The organism is Metabacillus sp. GQ13 (genome assembly GCF_059758525.1).
In genome coordinates this window covers 1-16,000 of sequence record NZ_JCAXET010000017.1, presented here as the reverse complement: position 1 = coordinate 16,000, position 16,000 = coordinate 1, and the positions used below count along the sequence as shown (strand labels likewise).

The 16,000-nt window shown below is 34.0% G+C and carries 18 protein-coding genes, 1 other RNA gene and 1 riboswitch; of the genes, 5 read left to right on the top strand and 14 right to left on the bottom strand.

Annotation, left to right across the window (positions count from 1 at the left end; all coding sequences use genetic code 11):
- Positions 1 to 4 precede the first annotated feature (4 nt).
- A riboswitch (purine riboswitch) is annotated at positions 5 to 106 on the bottom strand.
- 146 nt (positions 107 to 252) lie between these two features.
- From AC6CHR_RS19230 to AC6CHR_RS19175, 12 genes are all read right to left on the bottom strand, one after another.
- Positions 253 to 1,758, bottom strand: coding sequence for a carboxypeptidase M32 (locus tag AC6CHR_RS19230; RefSeq protein WP_498250633.1), 1,506 nt, complete (start codon positions 1,756 to 1,758; stop codon positions 253 to 255).
- A 186-nt stretch (positions 1,759 to 1,944) separates the two neighbouring features.
- The gene (locus AC6CHR_RS19225; RefSeq protein WP_498250632.1) at positions 1,945 to 3,867 is read right to left on the bottom strand and encodes an ATP-dependent DNA helicase; all 1,923 of its coding nucleotides are present in this window, start codon (positions 3,865 to 3,867) and stop codon (positions 1,945 to 1,947) included.
- Between the two features lie 168 nt (positions 3,868 to 4,035).
- Positions 4,036 to 4,230 (bottom strand): hypothetical protein, encoded by a 195-nt coding sequence (locus tag AC6CHR_RS19220; protein ID WP_498250631.1) that lies wholly within the window; start codon positions 4,228 to 4,230, stop codon positions 4,036 to 4,038.
- Positions 4,231 to 4,528: 298 nt separating this feature from the next.
- Complete coding sequence (locus AC6CHR_RS19215; RefSeq protein WP_498250630.1) at positions 4,529 to 4,714, bottom strand: hypothetical protein; 186 nt, start codon at positions 4,712 to 4,714, stop codon at positions 4,529 to 4,531.
- A gap of 37 nt (positions 4,715 to 4,751) precedes the next feature.
- On the bottom strand, positions 4,752 to 5,909 hold the full coding sequence (locus AC6CHR_RS19210; protein WP_498250629.1) for a THUMP domain-containing class I SAM-dependent RNA methyltransferase: 1,158 nt from the start codon (positions 5,907 to 5,909) through the stop codon (positions 4,752 to 4,754).
- A 255-nt stretch (positions 5,910 to 6,164) separates the two neighbouring features.
- Positions 6,165 to 6,558, bottom strand: an RNA gene (gene rnpB / locus AC6CHR_RS19205) — RNase P RNA component class B.
- A 66-nt stretch (positions 6,559 to 6,624) separates the two neighbouring features.
- Positions 6,625 to 6,924, bottom strand: coding sequence for a cell division regulator GpsB (gpsB, locus tag AC6CHR_RS19200; protein WP_498250628.1), 300 nt, complete (start codon positions 6,922 to 6,924; stop codon positions 6,625 to 6,627).
- 104 nt (positions 6,925 to 7,028) lie between these two features.
- Positions 7,029 to 7,589, bottom strand: coding sequence for an SLOG family protein (locus AC6CHR_RS19195; RefSeq protein ID WP_498250751.1), 561 nt, complete (start codon positions 7,587 to 7,589; stop codon positions 7,029 to 7,031).
- A gap of 575 nt (positions 7,590 to 8,164) precedes the next feature.
- Complete coding sequence (locus AC6CHR_RS19190; RefSeq protein WP_498250627.1) at positions 8,165 to 8,464, bottom strand: CotD family spore coat protein; 300 nt, start codon at positions 8,462 to 8,464, stop codon at positions 8,165 to 8,167.
- 306 nt (positions 8,465 to 8,770) lie between these two features.
- Positions 8,771 to 10,033, bottom strand: coding sequence for a ribonuclease H-like domain-containing protein (locus AC6CHR_RS19185; RefSeq protein WP_498250626.1), 1,263 nt, complete (start codon positions 10,031 to 10,033; stop codon positions 8,771 to 8,773).
- Positions 10,034 to 10,170: 137 nt separating this feature from the next.
- On the bottom strand, positions 10,171 to 12,438 hold the full coding sequence (locus AC6CHR_RS19180) for a DEAD/DEAH box helicase (protein WP_498250625.1): 2,268 nt from the start codon (positions 12,436 to 12,438) through the stop codon (positions 10,171 to 10,173).
- A 136-nt stretch (positions 12,439 to 12,574) separates the two neighbouring features.
- Entirely contained in the window at positions 12,575 to 13,078 is a 504-nt protein-coding gene (locus tag AC6CHR_RS19175; protein ID WP_498250624.1) for a PTS sugar transporter subunit IIA, read from the bottom strand.
- A 260-nt stretch (positions 13,079 to 13,338) separates the two neighbouring features.
- Here AC6CHR_RS19175 and AC6CHR_RS19170 point away from each other — a divergent pair, with 260 nt between their 5' ends.
- Positions 13,339 to 13,821, top strand: coding sequence for an Hsp20/alpha crystallin family protein (locus AC6CHR_RS19170; RefSeq protein ID WP_498250623.1), 483 nt, complete (start codon positions 13,339 to 13,341; stop codon positions 13,819 to 13,821).
- A gap of 172 nt (positions 13,822 to 13,993) precedes the next feature.
- Here AC6CHR_RS19170 and AC6CHR_RS19165 read toward each other — a convergent pair whose 3' ends face one another.
- The gene (locus AC6CHR_RS19165; protein WP_498250622.1) at positions 13,994 to 14,116 is read right to left on the bottom strand and encodes a hypothetical protein; all 123 of its coding nucleotides are present in this window, start codon (positions 14,114 to 14,116) and stop codon (positions 13,994 to 13,996) included.
- 121 nt (positions 14,117 to 14,237) lie between these two features.
- Here AC6CHR_RS19165 and AC6CHR_RS19160 point away from each other — a divergent pair, with 121 nt between their 5' ends.
- The 3 genes from AC6CHR_RS19160 (at position 14,238) to AC6CHR_RS19150 (ending at position 14,988) form a co-directional block, all read left to right on the top strand.
- Positions 14,238 to 14,423 (top strand): hypothetical protein, encoded by a 186-nt coding sequence (locus AC6CHR_RS19160; RefSeq protein ID WP_498250621.1) that lies wholly within the window; start codon positions 14,238 to 14,240, stop codon positions 14,421 to 14,423.
- A 5-nt stretch (positions 14,424 to 14,428) separates the two neighbouring features.
- The gene (locus tag AC6CHR_RS19155; protein ID WP_498250620.1) at positions 14,429 to 14,677 is read left to right on the top strand and encodes a sporulation protein; all 249 of its coding nucleotides are present in this window, start codon (positions 14,429 to 14,431) and stop codon (positions 14,675 to 14,677) included.
- A gap of 176 nt (positions 14,678 to 14,853) precedes the next feature.
- Positions 14,854 to 14,988, top strand: a complete 135-nt coding sequence (locus AC6CHR_RS19150; protein ID WP_498250619.1) for a hypothetical protein — start codon at positions 14,854 to 14,856, stop codon at positions 14,986 to 14,988.
- A 51-nt stretch (positions 14,989 to 15,039) separates the two neighbouring features.
- Here the strand turns inward: AC6CHR_RS19150 and AC6CHR_RS19145 are convergent, their stop codons facing one another.
- Positions 15,040 to 15,495 carry a YppG family protein gene (locus tag AC6CHR_RS19145; RefSeq protein WP_498250618.1) on the bottom strand — a complete coding sequence of 152 codons (456 nt, stop codon included), beginning with the start codon at positions 15,493 to 15,495 and terminating at the stop codon, positions 15,040 to 15,042.
- 152 nt (positions 15,496 to 15,647) lie between these two features.
- Here AC6CHR_RS19145 and AC6CHR_RS19140 point away from each other — a divergent pair, with 152 nt between their 5' ends.
- On the top strand, positions 15,648 to 15,815 hold the full coding sequence (locus tag AC6CHR_RS19140) for a hypothetical protein (protein WP_498250617.1): 168 nt from the start codon (positions 15,648 to 15,650) through the stop codon (positions 15,813 to 15,815).
- Positions 15,816 to 16,000: the final 185 nt, after the last annotated feature.

Sequence of the window (16,000 nt, the reverse complement as noted above, 5' to 3'; positions counted from 1 at the left end):
AACGTGTACATTTAACCTCACTCATAGTCGAATAATTTACGGTTATTCGGTAGAAACTCGTGGGCCATATTCCCACTATTATATGAGTGATTATCTAATTAAATAAAATTATATCAGTAAATGATTGATTTGCAAATGTTTTTTATAATAAACACGAACTTTATACTGGTATCCTCTGGAAATATTCGTAAATGACAATAAAAAGGAAGCTTATATCAGCTCCCTTTACAAAAGAATATCTTGTAAAAAAATTTACAATTGATAGATTTCTTTATACTTTTTATCTAGGTAGTCTATTAAATAGTGTGCATTTAATCCTTCCCCGGTAACTTCTTGAATTATTTCTAAGGGCTGCTTTGTTTTACCATATTGATGTATTTTTTCAGTTAACCAGTCTTTTATCATTTGAAATTGTCCAGTTTCTATTAATTCATTTAAATTAGGCAAATCCTTCAGCATTGCATTTCTAAACTGCGCTGCATACATATATCCTAATGCGTAAGATGGAAAATACCCAAAACTTCCTCCAGCCCAATGAACATCCTGGAGAATCCCTTTTTCATCATCTGGTGGGGTAACACCTAAATATTCCTCATATAACTCATTCCATAAGCGAGGTAAATCATCGACCGTTACCTCATCATTGAATAAAGCCTTTTCAATTTCATACCGCACCATAATATGGAGTGGATATGTTAACTCATCTGCTTCAATTCTAATGAGCGATGGTTTAGATTCATTTATTGCCATATAAAACTCTTGAAGACTGACTCCATCAAATTGCTCTGGTGAAAAATCTTTAAGTTGTTGATAATAACGCTGCCAAAACCCTTCATTTCTGCCGATAAAGTTCTCATAGAACAATGATTGTGATTCATGGATTCCCATGGATGTACCACTTGATAATAAAGTACCCTCTAATTTTTCTGAGATATTTTGTTCATAAATGGCATGACCACACTCATGAATTGTACCAAAGATTGCTGTTCTAAAGTCGCTTTCATCATACTTCGTAGTTATTCTAACATCTCCGCGATTTAGCGTGATTTCAAAGGGGTGAACAGTTTCATCCAACCTTCCTGCTTCAAAATCATAACCTACTTCTCTTAATAAATATTCACTAAGTTTTCGTTGATTTACTTTTGGAAAATAATTATACAAAAAATCAGTTTTCGGTTTGTGAGAGGAATCAGCAATTGCCTTAACGAGTGGAACAATCGTTTCCCGCACTTGTGCAAAAACTTGATCTAACACCTCTGTAGTTACACCTGGTTCATATTCATTAAGTAGGGTATTATATTTATTTCCTTTATAACCCCAATATGTAATCAGTTTCTTATTATAGTCAACGAGCTTTTTCAAATACGGTGCAAATAATTGAAAATCAGAATTCTCTTTAGCTTCTTCCCAAACAGACTCAGCTTTTGAGCAGAGAACTACGTATTGTTGATATTCATCAGCTGGTATAAGCTTATTTTTTTGGTATTCCTTATTTACTAACTCTACAGCTTTTTGGGTAATCGGATCTAACTTATCAAATACGCCATCTTTTGAGAGTTCTACTAAATATTCTTCCATTTGGTCTGATACAAGCATCTGGAATGCTTCTGTAGACAGCATACCAATAACCTCAGATCGCTGTTCAATTCCTTTTTTAGGTGCTCCAGTTCGCATATCCCAGTACATCACATTAATTGCTTCTTCATAGGCGTGCATTTTTTTTATGTAAGCTATAAAATCCTTTTCTAACTGTTCCATTTTTATTCACTCCCTTTATATAATCAATTATAGCGTATATAGAGATAATGATCCTATCTGAAAATCATTTTAGAATAGATTCAATATTTATAGTGAAAACTCGACTGTCCATTTCCATTAAGTCATAAGTCGCTTTTCATTAAAAAAGATCCTAAAAAAAGATAGAAAAGAAGTCAAGCTTCTTGTCTATCCAATAAATGGACTAACTGGTAATACAGGTGTTATATGTTCGATAATCGCTTCATCATTTTCTGTTAAGAAAATTGTAATTGTCCCTTTATCTTCACTGGTTCTAATTAATCTGCCAATACCTTGTCTCAATCTTAAAAGCATATAAGGTAAATCTACTTCAGTGAATGGATCCTTCTTGTCCGACTTTTTCGCCTCAAAGACAGGGTCGTTTGGTGGGTATGGAAGCGTCCATATTATCACATTCGAAAGAGATGGTCCTGGTATATCGAGACCTTCCCATAAATGAACTGCACATAACACTGATTCTTCATGAAGCTGAAATTCTTTTACTAGTGAGCTAATTTCCTTATCACCCTCAAAAAGGACTGGAAATTCCAAGTTCACTGATTGTAATTCTTCTTTGAACCATTTTAAATCATTTTGTGATGAAAAAAGGACAAGACCTCTTCCACCAGATTGCTTTAAACTTTCGATTGTTTTCAAGAATTTCTTTGATTGATCTTCCACTTTTCTATATTGCAGGCTCATTTGCTCATCGTAATCAAATGGAGATGCGACCGAAAGTGATAGATAGTCAGTTATTCCTAAACTGCTCGCAATATAATCAAATGATTGTCCTTCTGAAAGGGTAGCAGAAGAAAAGATATATGGAATTTTCTTTGAAAAGACTCGCTCTTTTAAGACTTCTTCTACCTTACGTGGCATTATGACTAAGCTATAATCGTTATTATTTTCCTCAACCCAGCTTACTGCATTATTTTTACCATTGAATAATGAAAGTGAGTACTCCATTTGATCGATATACTCTTCGACAATCTTTAATTCATACTCATTAATCGTATAGAGTTCACCTTCAAAGACGAGTGCTTCGCTAATTTCAGCAAGTTTGGACTGAAGGTTTTTAGCTGAGACTTTAAGCTTGGTTAAATCATTTATTTTCAGTCTATTCGACCCTTCTACAGCAATAGTAGATTGTTGTAGATCCTCGAAAAACTCATCATTAATTGCCAGTCCATCCTCAACTGAATAAGCCAGTTCTTCACGAATCTCATTTTGAAGTATTCTTTCTAAGAAACTTTGAAGTGAGCTTTGTTTTACTCGATATGTTAAAGCCTTTTGGGCAGCAAACTCCAATAAATGTCCTTCATCAAATACAACACTACTATACTCCGGTAAGAGCGGCATTTGCCCTTCACGTTTTCTAGACTCATATGTCCAGACATGCTCCATATAATAATCATGTGAACAAACAATAATATCTGTTGCCTTACGATAATGGTCACGAGATAGGGTTAAGCCACATCGATGCCTTTGTGAACATGTAAAACAATCTTGGAAAGAGTCCCAGCCAAGCTTATCCCATTCCTCATCAGAAAGGTCACCAAATTCCTTACGATCCCCATAGGCTGAAAATTGCTGCATACCTGCTTTTTCATGAACAAAGTCTGGTAATGATTGATAGATATCTAAGTATTTCTCATCACCTGTTTTTTGGATCTCATCATCCAGTTTATTTAAACACAAATATTGACTATGTGTTTTACTCAATCGAACATCCATTTGTATATCAAGAACTTCAGATAGCTTAGCGATGTCACCCTCTTGCTTAACTAACTGTTCTATTAATGTTTCATCCGCACAAGCAATGATTGCAGGCTTTCCGGTATATCTAGCATAGGATAGAGCATACAGTAAATATACAATGGTTTTTCCTGTACCAACACCCGCTTCAGCAAACATCACATTTTTCTCTTGAAAGGCTCTCTCTAATTGAAATGCCATAAAAATTTGTTCATCTCTTATCTCAAAGCCCTTTTCAGGTAGGATATCGTAGAAAACATCTCCTATCCAATTATTTAAAGCTTGGTAAAAACTCTCATCCTTTGATATAGCAAAAGGTAAACGGGACGTTACCATGTGTACGCTTCCTCCAATATTTTCAAATTCAATTTTACCCATAAAAGATAATTATCTTACTTACTAATCAAGTTGTCAATTTTGAAGAATAAAAGCAACCAAACTTTTAGAAAAGAGCCTAAAAAAAAGAGTTGCCTTGAGAGGCTACTCCGTTCTGCTGTATTTACGCTATTTATCATATAAAGTGACAATAATTAATCGATGATCTATTGATGTTGCATGTGATAAAGCTTTAATCATATCTTCTCGTGCATTTCCCATTTGAAGTAAAGCAGGAGAATCCATTCCTATTTGTTCTTCTAATGATTTCTGTGTGGATGTCAAAGCCTTAGAAATAAGTTGAAATTGCTGGTCTTCAAACACTAAAAAATTCCACCTTTCTAATACCATATCTGCTGTAAAAAATAAGGATAAACAATACTTAACTAAAACGATACTTCTATAATATGAGTCCTTGTTAATAATTTATTCCTTTTATTTTTGAATTTTATGATCTTGAATAAAAACTAATTAGTAATGATGAATTAACTTGTTAAAGAGAAGGAATGGATAAGAAGTGTTTGTAAATTTAGGATTGTTTTTCTTATAATTTTTCATGTTCAGTTTACTTTTATACATAAAACCCTTAGAAAGGCGCCAAAAAAAAAGAAAACGAAGATTTTCACTCTTCGTTTTCTATCTTTTTATAACCTAATTCTAGTAAGTCATTCGTTAACACATCTGGTGTAACTATATAATATGTATTTCCTTCATCATTAGTTATGATAAACTCTGTAGGGCTCGCATCAACACGTGCTGCATCTAAGGCAAAATATTTTGGACCTAATTGGTCAAGGATTGACGACATATAAAACACCTCCTTTGGTTATCTAAATAAATTCTTATTATTGTTCTTTATATTCTCTATTTCTGGGTGGTCTTGCATTAGACCAATATTGATAAAAATCCGTTTTTATAAATCCATTAAATAATTTACGCTTTTTTGTAGCAGGTTTCCCATAAAATTGTTCAAAACCTTCATGAGATGTTAGCATATAGACACTCCATGTATCCAATGAGGCAAATGCTTGTCCCATTTCCTTATATATCTGCTCCACTGCTTTTTTCTCACCGAGGCGCTCCCCGTAAGGTGGATTACCGACAATTACACCATAATCCTTAGGTGTGGTAAAATCTTTAACTTGCATTTGTTTAAAGGAAATAAGTTCACGCAACCCTGCTTCCTCTGCATTTTCCTCAGCTATTCTTATCATTCGATGATCAATATCAGATGCTTGAATATCTAGAGGTTGATCATAATTAGCCTTGTCTTCTACCTCTTGTCTAGCAAGATCCCACTTATCTTTACCAATCCACTCCCAACCTTCAGACGCAAATTCTCGATTAAAACCAGGAGCAATATTTTGGCCAATTAATGCAGCCTCCATCGGTATTGTCCCAGAACCACAAAAAGGATCCACAAATGGACGTTCTGGTGTCCATCTAGTTAATAGAATAAGAGCTGCTGCTAATGTTTCTTTTATCGGTGCCCCACCTTGATCAATTCTGAAGCCACGCTTATGAAGTCCTGTGCCACTAGCATCAATTGTAATTGTTGCTATATCCTTTAATAAAGCAACCTCAATCCGATAAAAGGGTCCATCTTCATTAAACCAGCCTGTTGTTTTATAATGTAGTTTCATTTTTTCAACGACAGCCTTTTTAACAATACTTTGACAATCTGGAACACTTGCTAAAGTTGATTTAACTGATTTACCTATTACAGGAAATTCAGCATTTTGCGGTAATATATCTCCCCAGTTTAAAGCTTTCGTTTTTTCAAAGAGCTCATCAAAGGTTTTTGCTTGAAACTCTCCTACTTTTATCTTAATACGATCAGCTGTTCTTAACCATAGATTTGAACGACAAATTGCCATTTCATCTGCTTCAAATGTAACCTTCCCATTCTCAATTTTACAATCATAGCCTAAGTCTTTTACTTCTCTACCTACAACTGCCTCCAAACCCATTGCTGATGTTGCAATTAGTGATAATTTTGTCATCTTTTCACCCTACCTTACCTTATTTCTATCACAGTATTTCTTTATTTCAATTTCCTTTACTCTCTAATTATCATCGACTATATCCTGATTTTGTAACCCTATTACTGATTAAAGGTGGGAATATCAATATTTCCTCTGAAATTTTCAAAGCTTAAATAGAATTCTTTAATTGTTAGTGATCCTTCGTTATGTAAATGAAAAGGGGCTGAAATAATCAGCCCCTTGTAGCATATGTTTTCATACTGATTACTAACGTTCGATAAGCCATGTTTTGTTCCATTGTACTACAAACGGCAATGCCTCGTACTCAGGTGGTAATCATCTATCTACAAAAGCAAATGGTTGCTTTTGTCCTTCTCTTTGTTCAATTTCTCCAAGAAGGTGCCCCTACCAATATTTGGGTTTCTCGCTCGTGGGGTTTACCCGTTCCACTCTTACAATTTCTTGTAAGACTCCGTCACTGTGGCACTTTCAAGGTAGTCAAGCCATATCCGAGGGACTTAGGCTTTTTCCCTGCCGTCAGTCTAGGCTAAGCCCGGACTGCCCTAGCTTATGAATTCACTAGGCACGAACACTACGGGCATCTCAGCACCGTGCGAGCATGGACTTTCCTCTACAACCCTATAGATTGCAGCGATTACCTGAACGTTAATGAACAGCAAAATTAAGTATACCTAAATATCAGTATTATTACAAGTGCAAAAGAATGGAATATTTAATCGTAAAGTTTACTTCCGAAAACATGCTTTTCTAGATTTGATAATCGTTTCAAAATATCAAAATTAGTAGTGTTCGTTTGAACTGGCGGCTGTTTTTTATATGTATCATCCAATTGTTTTTTCAAACGAAGATTTTCCTGTTGAAGATCTTCAATTTCTAGATGGAATGTTTCATAATCTTTGATAACCAGATCTAGGAACTTATCAACTTCTTCTTGTTTATAGCCCCTTACACCCGATTTAAACTCTCTTTCTAATATTTCTTTTGCCGTTAATTTAATTTTATCAGAAAGCATTTTCCTTCACCTCATTATCACGAAGTTATCATATTGTATTTTTTCAGATATCTTTACAAATGTCAATTTCATTATTTGTTTTAAATAAAATTTTAGATAATTCATTACCAAAAATCACTATTTTTTGCATTTTCTTCTTCTACAATTACCTGTAAATCAGAGAAATCAATTAACCCAATAAAATAATTGCTTGTCTCTTGTTTTTTCTTTGCAACGTCTAATAAAAATTTTGGAGAACCTTGTTTTTCTTCATCATAAACAAGTATTAGTCCCTCACTTTTACGAATAAGGAATTCATTCTTTTGACGAAATTGTTCTGGGCTATCATACTCTCTTTTAGTAATACTATCCACAAATTCCGCCTGGGATGTTATATATTCATAGTACTCTTGATTCGTTTCATTCCATTTACTTTCTTGATTCAAAAAAGGAGTGAGAACCGCAAGTTTTAGTTCTGGATACTGTAACTGAAGGTCAAAAACGACTTCAGCAGCCCACAATTCAACACCCATCTGCCCACTAATAATGACCCATTCTAGCCCCTCTTCAACAAAACTGATCAGCGTTTTTTCAATCGACTTTTTTATATACAGTACTGCTTGATCATCATTCTTAAAAATTCCTAGTTCAAATGATTTATATCCAGATATTGTTATTACCTTCACATTAATCACCTTATCATCATACGTGATACTTTGGTTCATTATACTATATCGATCATTTTTCCTTGCGAATGATTTTCCTTTAGTCTCTTTTCAAAAAAGGATGGTGAAATATAAAATTAAAAAACGAAGACTTCTATACATTCAAGATCTAAATTATCGATAACTCGTCTACTATGTACAAGCCAGAAAACATCAATTAACATTCCTGCTATTGAGCGATGAGTCCAAGCAAGCACTTTACTTCAATAAAATTTTATTTATATTCAATCTATCATGGAAACATTGATAAGGTAAAGCGGATGTCTTCTGCATGATAGATTAATCAGATAAAAAATAATAAGATATCACTTATAATTATTACCCTAAAACGAATTGGAATAACACTTAATGAAGTTTTTATATGTTAAAGCTAAAGGAAAGCTATTTTTTACACATATGCTGTTTTTGGTTATTGTCTGGGAGAGGTTATCAGTTACTATTATTACCCACTAGTCGTGCGATTCCTATAAGTGGAACCAATATAAGAGCTAAATAAATAATAGGAGCTGTCATAACAGCTCCTAACTAATAACTAACTATCGTCCAAACGGACCAAATGGGCCAGGACCAGGTCCAAATCCAGGTCGTGGTCTAGGACCTCCAAATCCAGGTGTTGGCGCAGGTCCATACACATTAAAGTGTTGGTGTGATACTTCATTCTCAACTGAATGAGATTGCGGGAAATAATGTTGATGTTTAAAGAATTCATGATTTACTGTTGTTGTGTGCTGTGGGTGGATGTGTGGTACAACTGTTTCTGAATAATTATTCTGAACACAACATTTTGTTGGGTGTACAATTGGTGCCATTACTTTCGGTTTACAATGATGATGCATAGGTCAATCTCCTTTCATTCATATATATTGTCTACACTTCTAGCCTATGATGAAAGGTACATACATGTACTAATTCAAAAACCTAATTTTATAGAAAAGCGTAAAAGCTTTCTTTAAAATTTGTTAAAATAAAAATTGTTAAAACAATTACGATGAAAAATAAGTATAATATACTTTTGTACACGACCTTCTTCTCCCTTTAACTAAGTTTGTCCAGTCACTTATTTTACATCGTTCAACAAAAATCTACAATTACTTATTAATGGATATTGATTAATTCATTATTTTGTCATTTTTTTGACGAAATCAATCATTTTTTGCGCTTGCCCGGGCAATACTTTCAGAATATTTCCTCTTTAACCGATTTATTCGTTTTTCGATTGCAATAACCTCATTTGACAATATGTGATTATTCTCATTCATTAAATCAGATACCAACTCGGTATAATGTAATGCCTCTTCATAGTTCTTTTCTTGATGCTCGTAATACTTAGCTAATTCAATCGCAACCTTTCGAATGATTACGTGATTGGAAGATGATATTAAATCCTTCCACATAGAAACAACTCTTTCCCAATCTTTTTCTCTCTTGTAATGAAGAGTGAGATTATACTTAGCTTCTGCATCCTTACTTGTTCCCTTTTTAATCAATGATTGATAGGCTAACCGAGCTGCTTTATCATCACCTACATAGTCCAACCATCTTGCAATTTCGAAGTGCTCATCTGCGTTCGCTTCATGATTCGTTTTTACTATTTTGCGAGATAAATGAATATACAAGGTAAGTAACGATAACACATCGATTTCGTTATGTTTTAAAACCCCCATAATGAGCTCCGGGCTCTGTTGTTTCACAAACTGAAAATAAATCATCGGTGCTAAAAAACCTGGAATATCATTTTCTCTCGTTATATTAAGGATTTCTGTTTCAACATTTGAAAGTTTTACTGAATCAAGCTCATTGTTCCATAATCTCCTTGCAGCATGGAACAAATCAAAATGGCCAAAAGCAGGAAGCCTAGGAACAGATTCTCTAATTAATGTATGACGGGTTTTCACTTGAGGCCAATCAAATGCTTTACCATTATATGTTACAAGTGTTTTACTATTGATCCCCTGCAAAAAGCTTTGGTACATGGCAACCTCATTTCCTGGCTTAGGTAATAAATATTGTTTAATGACAACTTTGTCAGAAAAAACTTGAGCTTGACCTAAAAGAAAAATCGTATTTCCTGCTCCTCCGCCAAGACCAGTGGTTTCCGTATCAAAGAAAAATAAATCACTAGCTTTGTGCCCTTTAGACGATAACGGATGGGATGAGCTACTCTCATTCCACATTGAAACAATATCATGAATCTCACCAAGCTGATAGAGCCCATGTTGATAATCTAAAGGGTATGTCACTTCCCTTATAAAACACTCTTGACCGTCATATGAAAAAACTGTTGTTTGATGATCTTTCCACATTTGTTGGTTTGGATCTTTTACTTGTTCTGATTGCTGATGAGATTGTATTTCTTCTCTAATAACATGGTTTTTCAAACGGTTTAATTTATTCTTTAATGACATTCACTTCATCCTTTAATTAGTCTCCCGAGTTATATTTGAGAGCTATGGCATAAACTAGTTTGGAAACCTTTTCGTGTTTTATGTTCTGTTCCATAACATCCACCGCTGTTTAATATGAATATCTATTTTTCTTGGGCTCATATTACCTTTGTCAGTAAATATCGAGTATCCCTCTTTATTGAATCTGAAGTACTTTCAGTGCCAATGCAAGAAGGACAACCATTATAACAAGGACAATTGGTTACTAATTGAATCGACTCTTCTAAAACAGAATTCATTGTTTCATAGATTTTTTTTGCTAATCCTACCCCGCCAGGATAACGATCATACAAAAAGATAGTTGGTTTGTTATTATGAATCGACTTAATTTGTGAAATAACATGTAAATCAGATGGATCACACATTACCTTCATCGGTGCAACATGTTGAAGTACATGTGCCGCACCAACCAATGATTCTTCAAGCCGCTTTTCTGACAATTCCTCACTTGTAATTGAATGTATACTCACCCATGCTGCATTAGTATGGAGTTCTTCCTCAGGAAGGTGAATTGGTCCTGATCCAATATTCTCATGTGTATCAAATTTGATTTTTTTAAAAATTGTAGCCATGGCTTTGACGGTTACATCTCCAAAACCATAATCACTATTTTCTTTCGAATGAAGCAAATCTTCTTCAAGAACTTTTAACTGTACGGCTAAATTTGCATCAGTAAAATAATTGACATCAACTTCTCTTACAAAAGCCTTTTTTTCTTCCCAATCTAACTTTTCCACTTGAAATTGTATGCCTTGATGTAAATAAATAGCCTCATCATGTAGAAGTGTCATCGCACTAAACCTGTCCATTTCACCGATAACTTTTACACTCGCACGATCTGTTTGATCAATAATAATGACATTTTCTTGTGATGCGGAGCGCAGACTGATATTGTGAGCTGGGAATGAATCATTCATCCAGTGATAAGTATGATCATTATAATATAGCACCCGTTCTTCTGCTAAGAATTGTAATATATCTTCCAGTTCTAAGCCATCAAATGTATCGCCTTCTTTAAAAGGGAGTTCAAAAGCAGCACACTTCAAATGGTCGACTAATACAACTAAGTTGTCAGGGTTAATTATCGCTGTTTCAGGATTTTGTTCGAAAAAATAACGAGGGTTTTGGATGATATATTGATCGAGCGGACTAGAACTTGCTACCATGATAATGACTGCTTCCCCTTGTCTTCTCCCTGCTCTTCCTGCTTGTTGCCATGCACTTGCAATTGTTCCAGGGTAACCCGTCATAATACATACCTGTAGACGACCAATATCCACACCCAATTCAAGCGCGTTTGTACTAACTACCCCGAGTACTTCTCCATTCCGTAAACCTTGTTCAATTTCCCTTCTTTGCTGTGGTAAATAACCACCTCTATAGCCTCGAATCGTTTTCTTCGTCAATTCGTTTTTTATCAACTCTTGCAAATAAGTTAAAATGATTTCAACGCGAACCCGACTACGTGCAAAAACAATTGTTTGGATTTTATTATGAAGAAAGTGGCCTGCAAGCTTCCTTACCTCCAAAGTTGCACTCTTTCTAATATTAAGAGGCTTGTTAATTATTGGAGGATTATAAAAGATAAAGTGCTTTTTACTAGATGGAGCGCCATTCTTTGAAATAAGCTCCATTGTTGTTCCTGTTAGGATTTCAGCTAATTGTTTTGGGTTCGCTATTGTTGCTGAAGTACAAATAAATTGAGGGTTACTTCCATAAAAATTACATATTCGTTTTAAGCGTCTTATAACATTTGAAACATGGCTTCCAAATATTCCTCTGTATATGTGAAGTTCATCAATAACAATATATTTAAGATTTTCAAATAATGAAACCCATTTAGTATGGTGTGGCAAAATCGCAGAATGGAGCATATCTGGATTTGTTATGACAATATGTCCGGCTTTTCTCACTTTTTGTCTTATTGCTGGTGATGTATCGCCATCATAAGTATAAGAATTCAACGGCACGCCCATTTCAGCAATTATGTCATTAAGTTCAGCTTTTTGGTCCTGTGCTAATGCTTTAGTTGGGAAGAGATACAAGGCTCTACTTGTTTCATCATTAACGATTTGCTGTAAAACTGGGAGATTATAGCATAATGTTTTACCTGATGCTGTTGGAGTTACCGCAACAAAATGTGATCCACTCTTCGCTAATTGATATGCTTGGTTTTGATGTGTATACAAATCTGTAATCCCTCTAGTTTGTAACGCTTTTTTTAATCTTGAATCTAACTCAGATGGCAAGCTAATGGTCTCTGCCTCTTTAGCAGGAATTGTATGCCAATGAACAATTTGTTCAGCAAAATCTTTCTCATTTTTTAAACCCTGAAGAAGATCTGTTAATGATTTTCTGAATTTCATCTCTCACACCTCACTTCATTTATACAATCAATATTGATTATACAATATTTTAACGAATAAACGTTCGCAAAAAAAAAAAAAGCAGAAATATTTTCTGCTTCAATAAAGAAAAACAATTATTTTTCGTGCTGACGACTTATTGATTTTTCTTCATATCAAGTATATGAGTAGAACCCTTTGTCACATTTCCTTCTGAAACTATCGTATTGAGTATCTCAACCTTGTCTGAATTAGTTATGATGATTGGCGTGATCGTACTTGCGGCTTGTTTTTTAATTAAGGTGAGATCAGCTGTAATTAATGGTTCTCCAACTTTTACTTTTTGTCCTTCTTTTACATGAACTTCAAATCCGTCGCCATTCATACTTACCGTTTCAAGCCCAATATGAATGAGTATTTCAATACCTGATTGAGAACGAAGGCCAATAGCATGTTTAGTGTGAAAAACTTGAATGACCTGACATTCAATTGGCGCAACAATAACTCCTTCTGTCGGTTCAATCGCAATTCCATTCCCCATTAGTTTTTGAGAAAAAACAGGATCTGGTACATCCTCTAATGATAATATTTTGCCGGATAATGGAGCAAAAAGAGCTTCCTCTGTCTTTATATCCTTTTTACCAAATAATGATTTGAACATCATACATACTCCTTTTTTGGGTCTTTTCTTTCCTTTTTCCCTTTATTTATTTTCTTTAAACGAAGTACTGGAATCATTTTACTGCATTTTAGTCTGTTTACTGAAAAGATGTATTTGCTTTTTTTCTCGAACGAGTGAAATAACTGTACCTTGATAAATAACCATTTCCCATCATTCTCATATACTATTTTTACATACAAAACAAATCAAAATGTAAAGGAGTCCATTCCCCCTCACATTAATACATTAGGAGGATCACGATGAGTAAAAAAGAAAACAGCAATGACAACAATGAAAAATCTCTAGAACAAATTGATTTTTTCCAAATTGTTGATCAATTTTTTCGTTCAGAACCTTTGAAGCAATTTATGAATGAATTTGATACAATGCTTAATAAACCATTTCCACTACACCATATAAGTGTGAATACGTATGAAACAGATAAAAATTATGTAATTGACTTGAACATTCCACCTGTTAAAAAGGAACAAATTAAGTTGGAACTTATCGATCACTATTTAACCATTTCTATTACTAACCGTAAAGAAATTAAAGAATATAATGAAAACTCCTCTACTTTTAGAAACTTTTCTTCCCATGATAGTTTATCTAGAACGATTTTATTACCATACGAAGTACAGAAAAATGATATTAAAACAACCTATAAGGAAGGTTCGTTAAGAGTAACTGTTCCTAAGAAAACACAACAAATCTTAATTGAAGATGATTTAGAATTATTATAACGTATATTTTGCCTCTGTCCTATTCATACCACTCACAATCATTGTCATATTCATACCACTCACAATCATTGTCATATTTATATTCCCAGTTCACTTGTTAGGTGCTACTGGGAGCACCTTTCTTTTCTTCGCAAAATATCGAAACGTATCCCAAAACAATTAATGCGTTTTTTTAGCTATTTTTATGAGATTTACTACCGTACTTAGGGTTTTCTTCAGGGGTTGGATCTTTTATTAAATCCTTTGCAGATGCAGTTATTTCATTTTTATTATGAATTCTCTTTTTTGAGTTCATATGATCACTCCTCTTAACTATCTTTTCACAAATGAGTGATTTCTATGAAGCAAAAAAAAACCAAAATTTGTCGTGAGATAAAAACACTATTCATCAAACACTAGAGATGGAGGTGTGAATAATGAGTGAAAAGAAAAATAAGTTACCCGATTTTACCGAATTAAATGATCGATTGATCGCTGAACCATCTTCTTCGCCTATACTAGTTATTAAAACAAATCTAGATCTAGAAAACAGTAATGAATCTAATCCATATAATGATAAAGATCATACGTCTAAGGAATTCAAAAATTTTTTTAAGGACTGATTAAGATGGATTTCACTTTAGGATACTTACAAGAATCTATATCAAATTATGAGGAAAAATCAGTGTGTAACACGATTCTTACTAAATTAGAACAAGGTTCATTTGCATCTGAAAGAGACTTTGTTCTGAGTTTAGATGAAAACGAGGTTCAATTCTTAAACAATGTCCTACCTGATGAAATTAAATATGCTTTTGATGAAAGAGACTTTATTAGGGGTAATCAATTAAACGAAGTATATGAGTTGTTAATTTAAGTGCTGTTAGATTGAAGTATTTTAAAAATAAGGTTCTTTTCTAAACAATTGACTTTTCACCTTAGTGAAAAAAATTTCGTTAAGTCTCTTGGTGGACAAGCTACAATCACTTCCTAATAGTGATTGTAGCTTGTCCCTAGTTATTTTTCATACCGACTGAAAGGAGTTGCTACTTAGTGAAACCTTTTGAAACAAAAAAATATTCAAATACAAATGTGAACGATGTTAAACGTCTTAATGAACAATCTGGTTTATCTTATAATGAAGTGAAAGAAATTCTAGGGAAAAACTATCTAAAAGAGCAAAAGTGAATTTTGCTCTTTTGATCATTCTATTCTGGCAAACCATATCCTGTACTTTCTCTATTTAAATATCGAGGTCACGCCCTTGAAGAGACCTCCCATTTGGTTGACCGCACTCATCATTTGACCTGCTGTATCCATCATCTTATTAATATCCAATTGGCCATCTGTTTTCTTAAATTGTGATATAACAGTTTGAAATCCTGAAGGTTGTTGTTTTGTAAATGGCGGCTGTTTGGGATATGGCGTGGTATATGTGTTCATAAACGGACTATTCATTTGTTCATTACTACCGTTCCCATACAATGGTTGGTACGTATTTTGATATGGTTGTTGATATTGATGCCCAAACGATTGTTGATAGGGATGTTGATACATCGAAGTATTGGCCATTTGTTGGCTTTGAAAAGTAGTCGACTGTTGTGCTGTAAAGGGATTATAAGCTGGATACGGTTGATAAAAGCGACTTTGTCTATTCCGTAATCTTGTCGTTCGGAAAGAATGTTCCTGATACATGTAAGATCCCCCTTCCAATAAAATGAAATTCTGTTGTTACACTATATGAATCAAAAGCCTATTGGGTGAAACATTAAATGATTAGATTTTCATTACATGTTTGATGATGAATTTGCTTATATTAGAATAGAACATATTAAGGAGGTTTTATTATGGCACGAGGGAAACATTTTAATCATAAAGAAAGAGGACATGCTCCGAAAATCCCTAAACAAGGCCAACAGGTTGCTGCAAAGGATACAGAGCAAATTGAATATGATATCGATTTAGTAGCAACTGACAATGAAGGTCCTGTTTCTTTTAAAGTTGTTGAAGACTAAGCAGGTATTTTAGCAATAAGTAATTTTACATTTTTTTGCATTATAAAGGGACCGACTCAAAGTGAACTGAACCCCAATTGTTAGACACAACTAACAATTGGAGGTGCAGTTTTTGTTATGACCAAATATTCTTTAGAAACAAAATTAGCAGCTGTAAATGCTTATCTTAACGGCGTTGAATCCTA

What these genes read in the sequence shown, in the direction of transcription:
- AC6CHR_RS19230 (WP_498250633.1), bottom strand. Translation starts at nt 1,758, where the DNA reads ATGGAACAGTTAGAAAAGGATTTTATAGCTTACATAAAAAAAATGCAC.
- AC6CHR_RS19225 (WP_498250632.1), bottom strand. Translation starts at nt 3,867, where the DNA reads ATGGTAACGTCCCGTTTACCTTTTGCTATATCAAAGGATGAGAGTTTT.
- AC6CHR_RS19215 (WP_498250630.1), bottom strand. Translation starts at nt 4,714, where the DNA reads ATGTCGTCAATCCTTGACCAATTAGGTCCAAAATATTTTGCCTTAGAT.
- AC6CHR_RS19210 (WP_498250629.1), bottom strand. Translation starts at nt 5,909, where the DNA reads ATGACAAAATTATCACTAATTGCAACATCAGCAATGGGTTTGGAGGCA.
- gpsB (WP_498250628.1), bottom strand. Translation starts at nt 6,924, where the DNA reads ATGCTTTCTGATAAAATTAAATTAACGGCAAAAGAAATATTAGAAAGA.
- AC6CHR_RS19190 (WP_498250627.1), bottom strand. Translation starts at nt 8,464, where the DNA reads ATGCATCATCATTGTAAACCGAAAGTAATGGCACCAATTGTACACCCA.
- AC6CHR_RS19185 (WP_498250626.1), bottom strand. Translation starts at nt 10,033, where the DNA reads ATGTCATTAAAGAATAAATTAAACCGTTTGAAAAACCATGTTATTAGA.
- AC6CHR_RS19180 (WP_498250625.1), bottom strand. Translation starts at nt 12,438, where the DNA reads ATGAAATTCAGAAAATCATTAACAGATCTTCTTCAGGGTTTAAAAAAT.
- AC6CHR_RS19175 (WP_498250624.1), bottom strand. Translation starts at nt 13,078, where the DNA reads ATGTTCAAATCATTATTTGGTAAAAAGGATATAAAGACAGAGGAAGCT.
- AC6CHR_RS19170 (WP_498250623.1), top strand. Translation starts at nt 13,339, where the DNA reads ATGAGTAAAAAAGAAAACAGCAATGACAACAATGAAAAATCTCTAGAA.
- AC6CHR_RS19165 (WP_498250622.1), bottom strand. Translation starts at nt 14,116, where the DNA reads ATGAACTCAAAAAAGAGAATTCATAATAAAAATGAAATAACTGCATCT.
- AC6CHR_RS19160 (WP_498250621.1), top strand. Translation starts at nt 14,238, where the DNA reads ATGAGTGAAAAGAAAAATAAGTTACCCGATTTTACCGAATTAAATGAT.
- AC6CHR_RS19155 (WP_498250620.1), top strand. Translation starts at nt 14,429, where the DNA reads ATGGATTTCACTTTAGGATACTTACAAGAATCTATATCAAATTATGAG.
- AC6CHR_RS19145 (WP_498250618.1), bottom strand. Translation starts at nt 15,495, where the DNA reads ATGTATCAGGAACATTCTTTCCGAACGACAAGATTACGGAATAGACAA.
- AC6CHR_RS19140 (WP_498250617.1), top strand. Translation starts at nt 15,648, where the DNA reads ATGGCACGAGGGAAACATTTTAATCATAAAGAAAGAGGACATGCTCCG.